Annotated in this window: 10 protein-coding genes; 6 read left to right on the top strand and 4 right to left on the bottom strand. The window is 55.1% G+C overall.

Features of this window, described 5'->3' with window-relative positions:
• The first annotated feature begins 95 nt into the window (after positions 1–95).
• A complete protein-coding gene (locus FYZ48_RS12460; RefSeq protein WP_149340845.1) occupies positions 96–1,211 on the top strand; it encodes a Gfo/Idh/MocA family protein in 1,116 nt (371 codons plus the stop codon).
• 66 nt (positions 1,212–1,277) lie between these two features.
• On the top strand, positions 1,278–6,503 hold the full coding sequence (locus FYZ48_RS12455) for a PVC-type heme-binding CxxCH protein (RefSeq protein ID WP_149340843.1): 5,226 nt from the start codon (positions 1,278–1,280) through the stop codon (positions 6,501–6,503).
• A gap of 26 nt (positions 6,504–6,529) precedes the next feature.
• On the opposite strand, the gene FYZ48_RS12450 is transcribed toward FYZ48_RS12455, so the two are convergent.
• Both FYZ48_RS12450 and FYZ48_RS12445 read right to left on the bottom strand, forming a co-directional pair.
• Complete coding sequence (locus FYZ48_RS12450) at positions 6,530–7,030, bottom strand: DinB family protein (protein ID WP_149340841.1); 501 nt, start codon at positions 7,028–7,030, stop codon at positions 6,530–6,532.
• Between the two features lie 11 nt (positions 7,031–7,041).
• Positions 7,042–7,878 carry a sugar phosphate isomerase/epimerase family protein gene (locus tag FYZ48_RS12445; RefSeq protein ID WP_149340839.1) on the bottom strand — a complete coding sequence of 279 codons (837 nt, stop codon included), beginning with the start codon at positions 7,876–7,878 and terminating at the stop codon, positions 7,042–7,044.
• 148 nt (positions 7,879–8,026) lie between these two features.
• Here FYZ48_RS12445 and FYZ48_RS12440 point away from each other — a divergent pair, with 148 nt between their 5' ends.
• Positions 8,027–9,805 carry a tetratricopeptide repeat protein gene (locus FYZ48_RS12440; RefSeq protein ID WP_149340837.1) on the top strand — a complete coding sequence of 593 codons (1,779 nt, stop codon included), beginning with the start codon at positions 8,027–8,029 and terminating at the stop codon, positions 9,803–9,805.
• A 362-nt stretch (positions 9,806–10,167) separates the two neighbouring features.
• The gene (locus tag FYZ48_RS12435) at positions 10,168–10,686 is read left to right on the top strand and encodes a hypothetical protein (protein ID WP_149340835.1); all 519 of its coding nucleotides are present in this window, start codon (positions 10,168–10,170) and stop codon (positions 10,684–10,686) included.
• Between the two features lie 3 nt (positions 10,687–10,689).
• Here FYZ48_RS12435 and FYZ48_RS12430 read toward each other — a convergent pair whose 3' ends face one another.
• A complete protein-coding gene (locus FYZ48_RS12430; RefSeq protein WP_145180585.1) occupies positions 10,690–11,535 on the bottom strand; it encodes a SirB1 family protein in 846 nt (281 codons plus the stop codon).
• 316 nt (positions 11,536–11,851) lie between these two features.
• Here FYZ48_RS12430 and tyrS point away from each other — a divergent pair, with 316 nt between their 5' ends.
• A complete protein-coding gene (tyrS, locus tag FYZ48_RS12425) occupies positions 11,852–13,075 on the top strand; it encodes a tyrosine--tRNA ligase (protein WP_149340833.1) in 1,224 nt (407 codons plus the stop codon).
• Between the two features lie 182 nt (positions 13,076–13,257).
• Positions 13,258–14,334: a Gfo/Idh/MocA family protein gene (locus FYZ48_RS12420; protein WP_145438657.1), complete on the top strand. Its 1,077-nt coding sequence runs from the start codon at positions 13,258–13,260 to the stop codon at positions 14,332–14,334.
• A 76-nt stretch (positions 14,335–14,410) separates the two neighbouring features.
• Here FYZ48_RS12420 and FYZ48_RS12415 read toward each other — a convergent pair whose 3' ends face one another.
• A complete protein-coding gene (locus tag FYZ48_RS12415) occupies positions 14,411–15,043 on the bottom strand; it encodes a CPBP family intramembrane glutamic endopeptidase (protein ID WP_149340831.1) in 633 nt (210 codons plus the stop codon).
• Positions 15,044–15,146: the final 103 nt, after the last annotated feature.

Raw genomic sequence — 15,146 nt, 5'->3', positions numbered from 1 at the left:
AGGGGAGCATTTACAATAAAGAAAATGGACCGGGTTCCCCCGAGGAGTGAACCGGATCAAACAGAGAGTCTCTCCTGCAGCGTAGAAGGAATGCCATGAGTGAGAAACAGATGAATGTCGCGATTGTCGGTCTGGGATTTGGTGCCGAGTTCATTCCCATTTACCAGGCGCATCCGAATGCCAACATGCATGCGATCTGTCAGCGTTCGGAAGATCATCTGAACGAGATCGGCGATACGTTCGGGATTGAGAAACGTTATACCTCTTACGATGAACTGCTGGCGGATCCTGATGTGGATGCCGTTCATATTAACACGCCGATTCCCGATCATGCTCCGCAGTCGATTAAAGCGTTGAAGGCAGGGAAGCACGTGGCGTGTACGGTGCCGATGGCAACGACGGTGGCGGAGTGCGAAGAAATCGTCAAGACGGTCAAAGAGACCGGACTGAAATACATGATGATGGAGACGGTAGTTTACAGCCGCGAGTTTCTCTTCATCAAGGAGATGTACGACAAAGGGGAGCTGGGCAAAATTCAGTACATGCAGGCCAGTCACCCGCAGGACATGGAAGGCTGGCCCGAATACTGGGAGCGGATGATCCCGATGCATTATGCAACGCACGTGGTGAGTCCGGTGCTGGGGATGGTCAACGGTCGGGCCGAGTATGTGAGCTGCTTTGGTTCCGGGACCGTGAACGACGACATCGCAGAAAAGTCGGGCAACAAATTCGCTGTGGAGACGTGTCATATCAAGATCAAGGATTCCGATATCGCGGCTCACATCTGGCGGTTCCTGTTTGATACCGCGCGGCAGTACCGGGAATCGGTAGACGTGTATGGCACGAAAAAATCGTTTGAATGGCCTCTGATCGAAGGGGAGAACCCGGTGCTGCACACAGCGAAGAAGCCGGAACCGGAAATTCCCGAGCGAGTGGAAGTGCCCGATTACGCGCATCTGTTGCCGCCTGAAATTCAGAAATTCACCCGGGCGATTCACGACGCCGACCATCTCTCGTTCCTGCAGGGGGCCGGGCACGGCGGTTCGCATCCGCACCTGGTAAATGCGTTCCTGAAGTCGCTGGTGGAAGACACTGATCCCTGGCCGAACGCCCCGCTGTCTGCGAACTGGACCAGCGTGGGAATTCTGGCACATGAGTCTGCCGTGGCAGGGGGCGAAATCCGCAAGCTGCCCGAGTTCACACTGGAATAACTTGCGTACGTCACTGTTAACTTTTGATTATCGACATCATTCACATAGATATCCGAGGGGACCGTTATGGCTCGTTACTCCCTGTTCCTGTTATCGCTGATTCTGGCGGCACCGCTGGCTGCTGCAGAGGAGTTCACGCTCCACCAGTTTGACCGTCTGCAGCTGGGGGATAAGTTCTATGCGGAAGGGGCGACCTTCGGCGATCTGAACCGGGACGGTCACCAGGATCTGATTTCCGGACCGTACTGGTACGCGGGGCCGGACTTCAAAACGAAGCACGAGTACTATCCGGTCAAGGAATGGAGCATCAACGGCTATTCCGACAACTTCTTTGCGTTTGTGAATGATGTCAACAAGGATGAGTGGCCCGACATTGTGATCATCGGGTTCCCCGGTAAGGAAGCTTACTGGTATGCGAATCCACAGAAACAGTCGGGGCACTGGAAGCGGTACCTCGCACATCCGGTGGTCGATAACGAGTCGCCGACTTATACCGATCTGACGGGAGACGGAGAACCGGAGCTGGTGTTCCACACCGGGGGACAACTTGGCTATGCGGGGCCGGGAAAAGATCCGACGAAGCCCTGGAGCTTTCATGCGGTTTCGCCCAATCTGAAGTATGGTCGCTTTACGCACGGGCTGGGTGTGGGCGATGTGAATGGTGACGGAAGGCTGGACATCCTCGAGAAGAACGGCTGGTGGGAACAGCCGGCTGATCTGCAGAAAGCGGGTTTCTGGACACGGCACCCGTTTAAGTTCACTGCTGCAGGCGGTTCGCAGATGTATGCTTACGACGTGGATGGTGACGGGGACCAGGATGTGATCACCAGCAAGGCGGCCCATGCGTATGGTCTCTCCTGGTTTGAGAACGTCAAGAAAGATGGCGAGATTACGTTCGTCGAACATCCGATCATGGGGAGCAAGCCGGAAGAGAACAAGTATGGCGTAGTCTTCTCACAGCTGCACGCTGTCGATCTGGTGGACATGGACGGTGACGGCATTAAGGACATCGTAACCGGGAAACGATTCTGGGCGCATCAGGGGCATGATCCGGGGGCGAAAGAACCGCCGGTCAACTACTGGTTCAAAATTGTGCGGACGCAGAAGGGTGTGGATTTTCTGCCTTACCAGATCAATGATAAGTCGGGAGTGGGGACCCAGGTGGTCGCCGGTGATGTGACGGGGAACAAACTCCCGGATCTGGTAGTGGGGAATAAGTCGGGTACGTATCTGCTGAAGCATAAAAAAGTGAAAGTAGACGAAGCGACCTGGAAGCAGGCACAGCCGAATAAGTATGTACCCAAGAAAGTCTCGGTGAAGAATGAGCTCAAGCCAGGCGAGCATTTTGCCACGAACGCAGACGGACGACGGTTGAATCTCGATTTCGAGACCGGTGATCTGAAAGACTGGGTTTCGGAGGGAGAGGCCTTCCGTTCGCAGCCGGTCAAAGGGGATACGGTCAAAGCTCGTCGTCGTGATATGGTGAGCAATCATCAGGGGCAGTACTGGGTGGGTACGTACGAGGTGCTGGAAGATGAGCCGGTGGGGACGCTCTCTTCGGCTTCGATTAAAGTGACGCATCCTTATGCCACGTTTTATGTCGGTGGCGGAAGTCACGATTCGACTCGGGTCGAAATTGTGGACCGGGCGACAAACAAGGTGATCGCGAAAGCCAGCGGTCGCAACCATGAGCGGATGCACCAGGAACTGGTGGATCTGTCGAAATACCAGGGCAAAGAGATCTTCATTCGGCTGGTGGACCAGCATAAGGGAGGCTGGGGGCATATTAACTTCGATCATTTCCGCTTCCACGACAAAAAGCCCGCACAACTGGAAGTGGCGGACAGTGGAGCCCCCGCGCAGGAGCATACACAAAAGTATGACGGTCTGCCTGGGAAGAAAGCGGCAGAAGTGATGTCGGTACCGGACGGGTTTTCGGTCTCACTGGTTGCTGCCGAACCTGATGTGCAGCAGCCGATCGCGATGACGATTGACGATCGCGGGCGTTTGTGGGTGGCGGAATCGTATGCCTATCCCAGCAAGCAGCCCGAGGGGAAGGGGAAAGACCGGATTCTGATTTTCGAAGACAAAGATGCCGACGGCAAATTTGAGACGCGGAAGGTCTTTCAGGAAAAGCTGAACCTGGTGAGCGGTCTGGAAGTCGGTTTTGGCGGCGTATGGGTGGGGCAGGCGCCGTACCTGCTGTTCATTCCCGATAAGAACGGCGACGATAAGCCAGACGGAGAACCTGAGATTCTACTGGACGGCTGGCATTACGAGGATACACACGAAACGTTGAACTCGTTCATCTGGGGGCCGGACGGCTGGCTCTACGGGTGTCATGGTGTGTTTACGCATTCCCGGGTCGGGAAGCCGGGCACGCCCGATGATCAGCGACAGCCGATCAATGCCGGGATCTGGCGGTATCATCCGACGCGGCACGAATTCGAAGTCTTTGCGCACGGGACAAGTAACCCGTGGGGTGTGGACTTCAATGACCAGGGGCAGTGCTTTCTGACCTGCTGTGTGATTCCGCACCTGTTTCATATCGTGCAGAACGCACGTTATCGCAGACAGGCAGGGCAGCATTTCAATCCTTACACTTACGACGACATTAAAACGATTGCCAAACACCGGCACTGGACCGGTGGGCAATGGAACCAGTCGGACCGGGTCGCTTCCGACCGGGTGGGCGGGGGGCACGCGCATGCCGGGGCGATGATCTACCTGGGAGGCAGCTGGCCGAAGAAGTATCACAACCAGTTGTTCATGAACAACATTCATGGCGCCCGTTTGAACCAGGATCAGCTGGCCCGCGAAGGGTCGGGATATATTGGCGACTTTGCTCCCGATTTCCTGTATGCGAACGATCGTTCCTCGCAGATTCTGTATCTACGGTACGGTCCGGATGGGCAGGTCTATTTCATTGACTGGTACGACACGAACCAGTGTCATCATCGCGAATTCCAGAAGCACGACCGTTCGAACGGGCGGATTTTTCGCGTGGCTTATAACAATGCGAAGCCGGTCAAAGTCGATCTGCAAAAACTGACGAGTACCGAGCTGGTCAAGCTGCAATTGCACGAAAACGACTGGTACGTGCGGCAGTCCCGACGCATTCTGCAGGAGCGGGGAGCCGACCCGGAAGTGCACGCACAACTGGCGGAGATTGCCTTCGGTAATGACGACGTGACGCGTCGCCTGCGAGGATTGTGGGCTCTGCATGTGACGGGCGGGCTTTCGGAAGCGAAGGTGATGCAGGCTTTGAAAGACCCGAGCGAATTCATGCGGGGCTGGGCGATTCAGCTGGCGCTGGAGGCGGGAGCGCCGTCAACGCAGTTATTGAAAACGATGGAAACCTTGGCGAAGCAGGATCCCTCACCGGTGGTGCGTCTCTACCTGGGATCAGCGGCCAACCGGCTGCCACTGGATCAGCGGGCAGGGATTCTCAAAGGTCTGGTGAGTCACGCGGAAGATCAGCACGATCATAATCTGCCGTTGCTCTATTGGTATGCCCTGGAGCCGCTGGCACCGCATGATATGCAGCAGGCCTATGCCCTGGCGAAAGATGCGAAGATTCCGCTGATCGAGTCGTACACATTGCGGCGGATCGCGGATATCGGAACGGAAGAGGCGGTTGCTTTTCTGGTGGAACAGCTGGGAGAAGCGCAGACTGCGGATGAGCAGAAAGTCTTTCTGGATTCGATTAACAGCGCACTGCGGGGACGACGCCAGTTTCCAATGCCGGCCCCCTGGAAGAGTGTGGGCAAACGGTTGATGGCGAGCAAGGACCCGGTGGTGAAATCACGTTCGCTGTCGCTGGCGGTGACCTTTGGTGACCCGGCGGCGATGCAGCGGTTGCGGGAAATCGTCGCGGACCAGAAGAACGATCTGTCGGGACGGAAGTCAGCCCTGGATAGTCTGCTGGGAGTCCGCGATCCGCAACTGGTGCCGATTCTGATTCCGTTGCTGGACCAGAAGGGAATCCGCCGCGAAGCACTGCGGGGGCTGGCCGGTTACCCGGATGCAGCGATCGCGACAGCGATCCTGGAGCGGTATCCTCAGTACGATCTGAATGAAAAACGCGACGCGTTGAATACGCTGGCGAGCCGGTTGAACTTTGCTGAGCAGCTGGTGACTGCGGTCGAAGCAGGCGAAGTCCCTTCCAAAGATCTGTCTGCGGAAATCATTCGTCAGCTGGGGAATCTCAAAGACAAAGAGTTGAATGCCAAAATTGGTAAGGTGTGGGGCGTTGTCCGTGAGTCGGCTGCGGATAAGAAAAAACTGATCGCCAGTTATAAAAATATGATTGAGCGTCCGCATCCGACGCCGGACATCAACCTGGGACGGGCGATTTTTGCGAAGACTTGCCAACAGTGCCATAAGTTGTTTGGGACGGGGGCGAGCATTGGTCCGGAACTGACCGGTTCGAACCGGGCCAACCTCGATTATCTGCTGTCGAACGTAGTCGATCCGAGTGCAGTGATGGCGAAGGATTATCAGCCGGCCGTGATTGTCACGGAATCAGGGCGGATTATTACCGGGATCATCAAGAAGGAAGATAAGAACGCGGTGACGGTCGCGACGGCGAACGAGACGGTGATTATTCCCCGTGACGAAATCGACGAGATGAGTCTGAGCGACAAGTCGATGATGCCCGATAATCTGTGGAAACAGCTGAGCCGGATCGAGGTACGTTCGCTGGTTAAATATCTGGCGAGTCCCGGACAGGTACCGATGAAGGCGACGCCGGAGAATCTGAAACAGTTCTTTAACGCTCAGGATCTGACCGGCTGGACGGGGGACAGTCAGCTCTGGTTCGTAGAGAACGGCGAGATTGTAGGCCGTTCGCCGGGGATCAAGCGGAATGAGTTCCTGGTGAGTGACATGCTGGTCGGTGATTTCGAACTGAAGGTCAAGGTAAAGCTGACCCCGAATGCAGGGAACAGTGGGATTCAGTTCCGCAGCAGTCTGCAGCCGGGAGGCCACGTTAAAGGGTACCAGGCGGACATCGGTGCCGGCTGGTGGGGCAAGCTGTATGAAGAACATGGCCGGGGTCTGTTATTCAAGGAATCCGGAGAGCAGCATGTCCGCGAAGGGGACTGGAACGAATACCGGGTGGTTGCTGTCGGCCCGCGGATTCGGACTTACATTAACGGTAAGTTGTGCACGGATCTGAATGATCCCCAGGGAGCCAAGTCCGGCATTCTGGCGTTTCAGATTCATTCCGGCGGGCCGATGGAGGTCCGCTTTAAGGATCTGGAATTGCGTCTGGATCCTCCCCGGGATTAACGAAAGCATGACGACAGGCTGGTCACTCAGCGAGAGGGCCAGCCTGTGTGTCCCCATTTCAGGTTGATATCGAGTCGCCTGAGGTACGCGCTGAGAGCACCGGCGTGGTGCTGGATGTGGCGGATACTGTAGAGGTGTAATTCTCCACGGGTGAATGGTTCCAGCCAGTCAAAGTCGGCCCGCAGGTTGAGCGAGGCTTCCGTTTCGGCGGCGATGGTCTCCCGCATTTTCTGGAGACAGGTCTGCAGATAGTCGCTCACCAACTCTGGCGTGATCGGATAGTCGTCTTTGGGTTTGAAGCGGTTTTCATCCTGTTCGTTGTGGAACTCACGCAGCTGAAATGCACTCAAGCTGGGGGAGAGGTAGAGGTCGACATAACAGAGTGCATGATAGGCGACGTAGCCGAACTCCATATTGGCGATTTTCTGCTGCCAGTGCGCGGGTGGGCAGTTTTGAATACAGTCATCCAGCATTCCCAGTGAAGCTTCAAACTGCGCACACAGGATCTGTCTGACGTATTCAATCACCGCTTAAGCCCTCACTCAAAAAAGCCGCACTCCCGCAGGTAGACTACGCTCTGCTTGACGCGGTTGTGGTGTTCTTCCAGCGTCAGCTCCGGTTCCCCTTCGATGCCTTCGATTTCGAGACTGTAGGGGCCATTGAAGTTGTGGTCTTCGAGGATGTAGCGGATCTTCAAGAAGTCGACGCCTCCTGCTTCGCCCAGAGCGGCGAAATTCCAGTCCTTGAATTTGCAGTAGGAATCCTTGAGGTGCACGTGTTTGACCCAGGTGACGACCTCGTGCAGGGACTCCAGAACATTCGCGTGCTTGTTGTAGTAATTGATGTTACCGGTGTCGAAGTTGAGCCGCAGGTTAGGGTGATCCAGGTCCTGCATGGTGCGGAGCATCCCGGCTGCATTGACGCAGATGCCGGGGTGCGTCTCGAAGCAGTAGGTGATGCCCTGTTCGCCTGCATAATCGCCGATTTCACGGAGGTGCTTGTAGAGGGTGTCACGATCCGATTCCTGTTCGATTTCTCCCGCGCCGCCTACGACGAGTCGGACGCCCAGCTGATGAGCGAGGTCGAGCTTTCGTTTCGTCTTCGTGACGACTTCCGGATCGAGGGGATTGCCGGTGGTGATGTTGCAGCTCGAGAGTTTCACATGGTGTTGTTTCAACAGATCTTTGACGTGCGCGATATCCTCAGCAGTGGAGGCTTCCGTGAGCAGCGGCGTCTCTTTGAAAAACGAGGGGACGCCGTGGTTTTTGATGTTGAGTTCGAGGTGATCGATTCCGGCATCGCGGATGTGTTCGATCGCGGCGACGGGACCAAAGCGACCATAGGAGTTGGTCAGGCAGGAAACGAGGGCGGCCATGCATTCGACTTTCTATATCAGTGATCAGCGAACCGTTATTGCAGTACTGCTTTCAGCATGTTACTTTGACTTCAGATGAAATTCAAAGCTACTAGCCTAAAGTCCTGGAGCGGAGCTCACATGGCACAGGCACGGATGGAGTTCTCGGATGTCTGAGGTTCAGGAATTACTCAATACCGCGTTGACGCATCACCATGCAGGGCAACTGGATCAGGCAGAAGCTGTCTACCAGCAATTGCTGGAACAGGACCCCCGCCACTGGGAGCCCCGCTATTACCTGGGAACACTGCAACTACAGCGGGGGCATCTGGATCTGAGTATTCAGAGCTTCCTGAAGGTGATTCAGCTCAATCCGGAACTCCCGGACGCCCATAATAACCTGGGTGTGGCCTATCATGCGATGGGTAAATGGCAGGAAGCCGGTCAGTCTTTTGAACATGCACTGCGTCTGAATCCCCATTATGAACGGGCCTATTTTAACCTGGGGAGCCTGTTTGAGAGCCGCGGACTACTGGCTGATGCGGTTAAATGCTTCCGGAAATCATACGAACAGAGCGGGAGCCCCGAGACGTATGAGAAACTGGCAGACGTGCTGAAAGTGGCGCGTCGCTTCGCGGAAGCGGAAGTGATCTATCGGGAACTGTTGCAGCAGGCGACCGGGGATTTCAATCTTTCCATGAAGCTGGCCTATGTGCTGGTGCTGCAGCGTCAATACCCCGAAGCGGTGGAACTCTATGAGGCGATGCTGGAGACCCACCCCGGTCATTACCAGATTCTGGTGAGCCTGAGTTACGTGCTGGAATGCATGGGGAATATTCCGGCGGCAATTCAGACGGCAGAGCGTTCCATCGAAGCAGCCCCCGATCAGCCCGAGGGATATAACAACCTGGGGAACGCGTTGCGGCTGGCGCATCGCTTCGATGAATCCTGTGTGAACTTCGAGAGAGCATTACAACTGCGGCCTCATTTTCCGATTGCGGAATTCAATCTGGCGACCACACGCATGCTGACAGGCGACTTACAGGCAGGCTGGGAGGGGTATGAGCGACGGTCCGACATCGATATATCAACGCGCATGAGTTACCCCGGACCCGCCTGGCAGGGAGAACCGCTGGAAGGGAAGTCCATCTGCCTGTGGTGCGAACAGGGCTTCGGAGACACTTTGATGTTTATCCGGTTTGCCAGCGAATTGAAACGTCGAGGGGCAGGACGGGTACTGGTACTCATTCAGCCGGAACTGGCCGGTCTGTTAAAGAGCGTTGAGGAGATTGATGAACTGCTGGTTCCCGGAGATCCGGTTGTTGAATGTGACTATCAGTGCTCCCTGTTGAGTGTGCCTCGCTTTCTGGAAACCAGCCTGGAGACAATTCCCGGCGAGGTGCCCCTCTTTCAACCTGCTGCGGAGCGGACGGCGCACTGGGGCGACGTGCTCTCAGCGCTAGAAGGTAAAAAGGTGGGTTTGAACTGGAGCGGGAATCTGCAGTTTCCTCGGGATGAATTCCGCTCGATTCCACTGGAGCAGCTCTCGCCTCTGCTGGATGTGGCTGGCGTGCAGTTTGTGAGCGTACAGCAGGTCAATGGCTTGGACCAGCTGGCAGCATGTGAAGCGGCTGGTAAACTCTGGCAACCGGGGCCGGAATACCAGGCGGAGGTTGGTGATTTCACTGAAGCGGCTGCTTTGATTCAAAATCTGGATCTGATGATTACGACCGACACGGCCTGTGCCCATCTGGCAGGAGGTCTGGGAGTACCGGTCTGGATTCTGGTCTCGCGTCTGCCTGAATGGCGCTGGTTGCTGGATCGGAGTGACAGTCCCTGGTATCCGACAGCGCGTCTCTTTCGGCAGGCGGAACTGGGCGAATGGGGGCCCGTGGTTGAGGACGTGAAAGCGGCTCTGGAGCAGAAGTTCAGTCAGGACGCCCCCTGATTTCCAGTGAAAATGCAAAATGAGTGATCCACCTCATCTCGTGGATGATGAACGATTACTCACGTCGTAACCTCATACGCGACTGGCGTCTTTGCCGATTATGGAAGCAGGCGACTCAAGTCCGGTTATGCGGTCTGGACCCGGTTGCAGGGAAAACAGAGGCTATCGGGCTGTGTTGTTCTGCTGGAACAATTTGACCAGAAATTCTTTGCAGGCTAGATTTCTGGTATCTCTCTCCCTGAAACCCCGTCAGGCATGTTTCAACGAATGCAATTCTCCCGACATGACTGAAATCAAATCAAAATATTCCGGGCTGTATAGCTCTGGAGTCCTTTCTGATACGTTTAGCGATGAGTAAATCAATGCGAGATATGATCAAGGTGCCTGCGAGAGAATCTGTCTCATCCCGTCAGATCGAGGATGCAATCCATGAACTCAGCCCGGACAAGCGAACGGCGTTTCTGCAGGAGACTCAGAAGTTTCCCTGTCTGCGACGGATTCCCGAATTGAACAAGCTGGCGGACTCGATTGTCGCCAGCTGGAACCTGGAACCGTTTTCCTTGAGCAGTCGCCGATGGCATCGGATTCCCTGCGAGCGTCAAATCGGTCTGGCCTTCTTCGACCCGAAGACCAAATCGCTGAGTTCGGAACTGACTATCGTCGAGTGCCGGAATCTCTCGATCGAAGGCGTCTCCTTCTTTCACGATATGCCGATCCTGTCACGCGAGGTCGCGATCACATTCGACCTGGAACAGACAGAACGGGAGTTTATCGTGGTCAGCCTGGCCTGGAGTCGATTTTCTAAAGCGCACCTGTTCCAGAGTGGTGGGCGGTTTCTGTACCAGGTCGGCATGGATGCGAGTCTGTCTGAGACAGGCTGAGCTTCAATTCCATTGAGCCAGTTCGGTGTGCACTTTCTGCAGCATGAGCTGGAGGTCATCCTGTTCGGATTCGGGACAGCTTTTGAGGCAGTTTTCCAGCAGTTCGACGGAGAGACCGAGTTTCTGCGTTTTGAAACTGAGTGCAGCCAGATCCTTCTTATGTGTACTGGAGAGCGGGTGCAGGGCGCACAGTCGTCGCTGCACATTCCAGGCACGTGCGAAATCCTGACGCTCTTCATGAATGCGTTTCAGGTTCATCAGCATACGAATGATGATTTCCCGATGTGTGGCCGGCTGTAACAGGCGTTTTAAAACACTCCGGGGAAATTCTCCGAGTTCGCCCAGTCGGTTCAGACATTCTTCCTCGCTGTAGATCGTTCCTTTCGAGTAGGGATCGATAAACAGAGGCCCATCCTGGGCATCGTAGCGAACCAGAAACTGCAGGGGGGCGGCGACACCGTGAATGTCGATGCCCAGTTCTTTGCCGACTGCCATATAAATCAGGGAGAGCGAAATCGGCAGTCCCTGTCGGCTTTCGATGACATGATTCAGGTAGCTGCCTTCCGCCTGGTGATAGCAGATGGTATCTCCCCCCAGTCCGTGCTGACCGGCCAGGCACTGGACAAGGCATTGCACCAGCGCGCGGTCATCTTCCGCGAGGGCGACGCGGCCCGAAAGTTCGCAGGCCCGCTGGCGGACCCAGATCAGAACGTGTTCAAAGACGAGGTCTGGTTGATCATCGCGGGCCAGCTCGAGTGCGGCTTTAGTGAGATCAATCTGCTTGTCATGGTGCAGGAGCCGGGAAAATTCGGGATCCTGTTTGAACTGAAATATTTGCTTAAGGTCCATCAGAGACGAACTTTGTCAGGAGGAACGGGCAGGATTCAGGAAAGAGTCAGTTGCAGACGGGGAGGACATCTGCCGTGGAACTTATTTTTAACCGATGATCGCGGCTTCGATCAATGCCACTTTTTTGGTTCAGCGAAAAACGGGGATGGTTTGTAAAAAAGACAAGCTCCCGGGGTCGGAGTCGGTCTCCCGGGCGGATCAGCCAAAATAACAGACATACAGCGTACTGCTTTGATTGACGCTCGCGGGGCGAGTCGACACAATGAGCAGGACCGTGTAACTGATTCCCTGATTTGTGAGAAAAGTCTGAGATACAATGCAATTTTTGCCTGTGGAAGAGCAACTGGCTATTATCGGCCGTGGTGTGGAGAAGATCGTTCCCGAACAGGAACTGGCAGAAAAACTGAAATGGAGCCGCGAGACCGGCACGCCTTTGCGGATTAAATACGGTATCGATCCTACAGGAATTGACCTCCATTTAGGGCACACGGTGCCGATGCGGAAAATGCGTCAGTTTCAGGAGTTGGGACACCAGGCGGTGATCATCATCGGGAATTACACGGCGCTGGTGGGCGATCCCTCCGGACGTGATGAAACCCGGGCCCGTCTGACAGCCGAGCAGGTCGAAGCGAATGCCACCGATTACTTGAACCAGGTGGGGAAAGTGATCGACCTGGACAATGCTGAAGTCGTCCGGAACGGGGACTGGTTCAGCAAGATGAACTTCGCAGACATCCTGGAACTGTGCAGCAAAGTGACCGTGGCCCAGTTGCTGACGCGCGACGACTTTTCGAAGCGTTATAAGGAAGAGGCGGCGATTTACCTGCACGAGTGCCTGTATCCGATTATGCAGGCCTGGGATTCGGTCGAGATCAAAGCGGACGTCGAGTTGGGAGGAACGGAGCAGCTGTATTCGTTCATGCTGGCGCGGGACCTGCAGAAAGACCAGGGACTCCGACAGCAGGTCAGCGTGATGTCGCCGATTCTGGTGGGCACCGATGGCGTGCGTCGAATGGGGAAAAGCCTGGGGAACTACATCGGGATCAGCGAAGCCCCTTATGAGATGATGAAGAAGTTCATGCAGCTTTCGGACGACAGCATGCAGATGTTCTTCGAGCTGCTGACGGATTTCCCTCTGGATGAAGTAAAGACGATCCTGGAGGGGCATCCCAAGGAAGCCAAGGTCAAACTGGCGAAAACCATTATCACCGAATACCACGACGCGGCTGCAGCAGATGATGCCTCCGAACGCTGGCAGCGGGAGATTGGCTCTGGCGGAATGCCTTCCGATATTCCGATAGTACAGATTTCGAAGTCCGATCTGAACGAGGACGGAACTCTGGCGGCAGCGAACCTGCTGAAGGTGACCGGCCTGTGTGGTTCCACCAGCGATGCTCGACGTTCGATCCAGCAGGGAGGTGCCAAAATGGGGGCCGAGAAGGACCGGATTGAATCACATGATCAGGCGATTCCCGTGGAGTCGGGTCTGCTGTTATGGGTGGGTAAGAAACGATTCTGCCAGGTGGATCTGGTCGATTAAGTCAAGGCACTTTTGATTCTCTGTGCGTTTCTATTTGCAATCAGGGGAAATGATTCCGCGCGGATTGCATTCATGAGGAATACTTCGTAAAACGTGGTATTAACGATCGCGCAGTAGAATCGTGCTTCACCATAGCGGGTGAAGTTTCACATATTTTAAAAGAAACACAGAAAGCAACAGTTATGGCAACAGGATTTGGAATTGTCGGCTGTGGCATGATTTCGAATTTTCATGCAAAGGCGCTCGAAGAGATTCGTGGTGCCAAGCTGGTCGCCTGTTATGATCAGTTTCCAGCATCAGCTGACAAGTTTGCAGAAGCGAATGGTTGCACAGCCTATCATGAGCTGGATGAGATGCTGGCCGATCCGGAAGTGGACGTCGTCACCATCTGCACTCCCAGTGGAGCCCACATGGATCCGGCGGTCGCTGCCGCAAATGCCGGCAAGCACGTCGTTGTGGAAAAGCCGCTGGAAATCACACTGAAACGGTGTGATGCGATCATCGACGCCTGTAAGAAAAATAAAGTTCAGCTGGCGACAATCATGCCGTCCCGCTTCGGTGCTGCCAACATGGAACTGAAGAAGGCCATCGAGAAAGGCCGCTTCGGCAAGTTGACCTTGGGCGATACCTACGTCAAATGGTGGCGGACACAGGAGTACTACGACAGCGGCGGATGGCGCGGTACCTGGAAACTGGACGGCGGCGGCGCTTACATGAATCAGGCGATTCATAACGTCGACCTGTTGTTCTGGTTCATGGGTGAAGTGGCCGATGTGAACGGGATGACCGGCACCCTGGCTCACGAGCGGATCGAAGTCGAAGATACCGGCGTGGCTACCATTCGCTTCAAAAATGGTGCCCTGGGTGTGATCGAGGCGACCACCAGTGTCTATCCCGGTCTGCTCAAGAAGACGGAAATCTCGGGTACCGAGGGAACCGTGATCATCGAGCAGGACGACGTACTGCACTGGGAGTTCTCCAAAGAACAGGCCCGTGATGCGAAGATCCGTGAAGAGCTGGGTAAGTCGACCGGTAACACCGGCGGTGCCAGCGATCCTTCGGCGATCTCTTACGCCGGGCATATGGAACAGTTGAAAGACTTCATCAAGTCGATCAAGACCGGCAAAAAGCCGCTGGTAGACGGTAACGATGGTCGTAAGAGTGTCGAAATCATTCTGGCGATCTATCAGTCTTCCTGGACCGGCAAACAGGTTTCACTGCCTCTGAAACGGGATCCCCGGATTCCGAAGAACAAGTAAATCTGGAACGGATGCCAATTAAAGCAGGACGGGTTAAGGAGAGCCCGTCCTGCTTTTTTTACGGCCTGTGCCAGAATCAGTCAGCAGCGGTCTCGGCTGTTTTTTGGCGGTAGATGCGGATGAGCATCATGAAGCAGAGGAAGTCGTAGACCGTGTGTGTGGTGATGGGGATCAGCAGGTTCTGAGGCGTGAAGAGGATCAGCAGCAGGCTGAGGTAGACGCCCATCAGTGACGCGACGACGACGTAGACGCGGGTGACCGAGTGTAGAATGCCAAAGAGCAGATTGGTGAAGATGATGGCGTAGACCACACCAAACTGGTTGGACCAGGATTGCAGAACGCCGCGAAAGAGCAGTTCTTCTCCCAGACCGATGAAGATGCAGAGGATGAACACTTCCAGCACAGACGCCTTGTCAATACGGGGGCCGATTTCGTCGAGCAGAAACTGATTGATCTTGTGAAATGCCTGGAAGGGGAGTTTCATCGTGAGTAGAAAGAATCCGAACATGGGCAGCGCAGCCAGCGTGCCGATGATGAGTGCCGACCAGCTCCAGTTCAGATTCGTCAGCGGGTTGATATCCAGAGCCCAGCCAAATCCGAAAGCAGCGAGGATGATGCCGATGGAGAACAGGGAGCCGCCCAGAATTAAAAGTTGCTGATCCTGGGGTGGATTATCATCCAGTTCTTGTTCGTCGTCCGGGTTCGACATCGGGCAGGGGTTCACTCTCTAAGTTCAAGGATAATGGGATTATAGCAGTGTCGGGGGGGAATCCAACTCCCGAAATGCTATCCAGGATTGCCAGGTTTTCCTG

The sequence above is a fragment of the Gimesia chilikensis genome, assembly GCF_008329715.1.
GTDB classification, from domain to species: Bacteria; Planctomycetota; Planctomycetia; order Planctomycetales; family Planctomycetaceae; genus Gimesia; species Gimesia chilikensis.
Note: the sequence above shows the minus strand (reverse complement) of the source record. Positions and strands in the feature narration are given on the sequence as shown.

Excerpts from the sequence above, each read along its gene's own strand:
- FYZ48_RS12460 (WP_149340845.1), top strand. The coding sequence starts at position 96 with ATGAGTGAGAAACAGATGAATGTCGCGATTGTCGGTCTGGGATTTGGT.
- FYZ48_RS12455 (WP_149340843.1), top strand. The coding sequence starts at position 1,278 with ATGGCTCGTTACTCCCTGTTCCTGTTATCGCTGATTCTGGCGGCACCG.
- FYZ48_RS12445 (WP_149340839.1), bottom strand. The coding sequence starts at position 7,878 with ATGGCCGCCCTCGTTTCCTGCCTGACCAACTCCTATGGTCGCTTTGGT.
- FYZ48_RS12440 (WP_149340837.1), top strand. The coding sequence starts at position 8,027 with ATGTCTGAGGTTCAGGAATTACTCAATACCGCGTTGACGCATCACCAT.
- FYZ48_RS12435 (WP_149340835.1), top strand. The coding sequence starts at position 10,168 with ATGCGAGATATGATCAAGGTGCCTGCGAGAGAATCTGTCTCATCCCGT.
- FYZ48_RS12430 (WP_145180585.1), bottom strand. The coding sequence starts at position 11,535 with ATGGACCTTAAGCAAATATTTCAGTTCAAACAGGATCCCGAATTTTCC.
- tyrS (WP_149340833.1), top strand. The coding sequence starts at position 11,852 with ATGCAATTTTTGCCTGTGGAAGAGCAACTGGCTATTATCGGCCGTGGT.
- FYZ48_RS12420 (WP_145438657.1), top strand. The coding sequence starts at position 13,258 with ATGGCAACAGGATTTGGAATTGTCGGCTGTGGCATGATTTCGAATTTT.
- FYZ48_RS12415 (WP_149340831.1), bottom strand. The coding sequence starts at position 15,043 with ATGTCGAACCCGGACGACGAACAAGAACTGGATGATAATCCACCCCAG.